Below are 3,280 nucleotides of genomic sequence, written 5' to 3'. Positions count from 1 at the left end.
ATTGCTACGGTATGCTTTAGACATTCGCTCATAAGGTGCTGTTTTCTACAAATTTCAGCATACGCCTTGTGAGCTTTCTTACAATAGTCCCCTACTTTTAAAACATCTTCTAAGAGGCTGTTTTTAAAGTAAACCTTAAGGAACTTGCTCCAACTCTGGTTAATCGTTGTAGCATAAATCGAGTGAGTGAGGCGTATACCGCTGCTTCACTCACTGATGTTGATTATTCGTAATCTTTACTTAAACGCCTGTTGTTTCCTAACCAAGCAAAAGTAAGCTCAACCACCCATCGCCGTGGTAAGACATGAAAACCAGATTCATTACGCTTGACAATCTCCAACTTGTAACCACAAACAATTGTTCCTGAGTATACAATCTGACCACTGTATGCTTGGTCTGCCCAGAGTATATACGATTATATGTCTTTTACGTCCCTTGATTTTCTTGCCCGCATTGTAACCACGCTCCCCCCCGTTTCAGTCGTTTTTACCGACTGTGAATCAACTATGCCTGCCGTGGAGTCTGGATTTAAGCAATTAAGCAAAATTTTTAGTTGTTAAGTTGAATATTTTTGGCTGATTTGTTTCTGGAGATAATCAATAAAGTCTATCAGTTCTGTTTCGGAGAGATGGTGGCGCGATCGCTTGCCGTATTTCTGCTGTAAGTATTCTCTGCCTTGATTTGGAGTCCACTTTAATTGTGATAAGTAACTATCAGTTTTGGCAATAAAATCGCTACGAATTTCTGTCTTAGAGGCTATTTCTCTTGCTGCTGAAGCTGTAGATTTTACACTATTAATTTTTACACTCACTTTTTGTCCTAATACGTGCCAATCTATTTCCTGATGTCCATCCCAAGTTACACCAACAGAACGATAAGTTACTGGATGATAAATTGTACAAAATACGATGGCTTTATCACCAGGACTAACAGCAATAGTTAGTGGTTGCAGTAATTGTTCATAACTTAAAGAATTCAGCGAGAGTAATAAACTTTTAGAAAAATAAGATTCACTACCTGATCGTATGATATAAGGCTTATCTGCCAAAATATGCAAATCTATTTTTTTGGCTTCACCACAGGAAGTCTCTACTGTTTTATTAACTTCTATTTCTGTGATAATTCCTGTTAATGCTCTATCATAAATTGGCATTTGTTTGCCATCATCGGTGAGCATATACCAACAGTGATCGTTTTCTTTACTAATAAAAATATACTGCGGCTTGGGGATAGTGCCGAATCCTAATTTAATATCCATACTGCATGAGAATATATATTTATGCGGCAATAATATTGACAAATTATGCCAGCAAGCAATTAGTTTATTTACATATATAGTTCCCAACTCAGCGAGTTAATTCACAATCTCAGATAAAAATACAAAGTTATTAATTAACACTTTGCCAGCCAAATTCCTCCAGGAAACTGTTGAGGAACATGGCTGGCGCGCATAAGGTTAATATGCAGTCCGGCTAAAGGCTAAGAAGTTTTTGGATGTCCTTCCTGCACTAGCTATGGATTCAGGTTATTAGGATCGTCGATGGGACTAAGGTCGCCGACAAATTTCAATAAATCCGCCATTGTAAATGTACCTGGGATTTGGGCTGGTAAGATTGGCTTCCAATCTGGATTACGGACTAAATAGGAACTGCTATCGCCTTCTAATAAACCAACAAACACCTCAGCTAAGATACGGCTTCCCACTTGACCCAAATGTTCACCTTGAGCTTGAATTTGTGCTTCTTTGAGAATGTAGTACCACAATGGAGATTCAATATCAAATCCATGTTGAACAGCAACTGCACCATCAGCACCAGTGGAAATTTCCGCCCTAGTCAACCGCTTGAATTTCATGAATCGAGCTACACTTTGACCAGATGGTAAACCAACACTGCGACCACGAAGTAAATTTCTTACAGCTAATGAATTTGGTGGTGGCACATTAGGCAAATTCTTTAGTGGATCAACCAAAAACGGATCTAGCTTACGGCTATGATTAACTGGTACAGCTGGATCAATTTCGTAAAATCTATTCCAGTCAATAATCCAATCACTAGGAATTGGTATATTAGCAAAGTCGCCTAACTGACCTGATTTTGCAGTGAAAGCAAATAGTAACTCCAACGTCGCAGGTGTAACTCCACCAGGAAGAGGCGTAAAAACGCGGTTGTAGTCATACACTGCACGCACCATACTATGACCTAGACGGTAGGCAGCCACAGCAAACTCTACAGGAATAAAAGGTTGGTCTTTAAATAAGAAAAATTCTCTGCCTTGTTTGAGGACTCTTTCTAATTGTTCTTTATCTATAAGGCGAGTTAAAAAGTCATGGATGACTATCCATTGATAGTGCCAGATGACTAATTCTCTAGCTTGTTCAAAAACAGACTTATCAATAGAATTTGTGGGTTTAATGCTGCCATCTCTAATCCCCGCAACTACTTTGTTATGAAACTTGAGGAAAGCTAGATGAAGTTGAGCAACAATTAGGTTTTCATCGTTGCGTGAATCACCTAAAACAGCCAATGTACTCGAAAGGCGGGGGAGATCGTTAGGCAATTTAGTTTTAATTTTAGAATCTCCCGCACCAGGAGCTTCATTTGTAGTACCTATTAAAAATAAATCTGGGTCATCTAGTTGGTACAAATATGGCTGTGCTTCTGGCCCAGAACCATAGATGCTATCCAAATCCAGCATCGGAGTGCGGAAGTTAACTACTGCCAAGGGGTCTACAATAATTTCCTGTAAAGCAGTGGTATCTAAAGTGATGTCATGATCAATGAATTGACCTAAATAGGTAAACCCTGCGGGAACTTTTAAGTTATCTCCCTCTGGTTTTTCCGGGCTAGGATCGCTCATCGCATTGCCTAAATCGGTCAAACTGTCTATGGATGGAGTGAAGGGTCGAAGTCTAGGAAATAATCTACCGAACTTCCCAACAGGTGCAAATTCACTTATAGGTTGTTTTTCGCCATTACGAGGAGGAAAACCATGCCGTCTACGCATATCAAATCCTTTATTTCAGTATCTTATTTATCAGAAATACTGAATGTAGTATAGTTTTCCTAAAATGGCTTTTGTAGTACCCTTGAGGGTACTCTTTGCTGCTTTAGGAGTGAGGCAATCACGCTTGGGCAACTCTGATGTAGCATTTCTAGAATTTCCTACCTCTAAGAGGATGTTTGGAAAGTCTAAAAAAGCTCCAGTAACGCTATTGTGTCAGTAGATAAAAATGCGACAGGGTTACTAGAGCAATGTCTACATCATACCCAACAGACCT

The 3,280-nt window shown here is 39.4% G+C and carries 2 protein-coding genes and 1 pseudogene; all 3 read right to left on the bottom strand.

The window, feature by feature from the left end; translation table 11 throughout:
- Positions 1–226: 226 nt before the first annotated feature.
- A pseudogene (locus tag H6G69_RS34910) lies at positions 227–517 on the bottom strand (transposase); the annotation flags it as partial.
- 39 nt (positions 518–556) lie between these two features.
- On the bottom strand, positions 557–1,258 hold the full coding sequence (locus H6G69_RS33380) for a hypothetical protein (RefSeq protein WP_190694002.1): 702 nt from the start codon (positions 1,256–1,258) through the stop codon (positions 557–559).
- Positions 1,259–1,512: 254 nt separating this feature from the next.
- Positions 1,513–3,006, bottom strand: coding sequence for a heme peroxidase family protein (locus H6G69_RS33375; RefSeq protein ID WP_190694001.1), 1,494 nt, complete (start codon positions 3,004–3,006; stop codon positions 1,513–1,515).
- Positions 3,007–3,280: the final 274 nt, after the last annotated feature.

Source organism: Nostoc sp. FACHB-110, assembly GCF_014697425.1.
Taxonomy (GTDB): Bacteria; Cyanobacteriota; Cyanobacteriia; order Cyanobacteriales; family Nostocaceae; genus Nostoc_B.
Note: the sequence above shows the minus strand (reverse complement) of the source record. Positions and strands in the feature narration are given on the sequence as shown.

Coding starts and splice junctions, on each gene's coding strand:
- H6G69_RS33380 (WP_190694002.1), bottom strand. CDS start 1,258: ATGGATATTAAATTAGGATTCGGCACTATCCCCAAGCCGCAGTATATT.
- H6G69_RS33375 (WP_190694001.1), bottom strand. CDS start 3,006: ATGCGTAGACGGCATGGTTTTCCTCCTCGTAATGGCGAAAAACAACCT.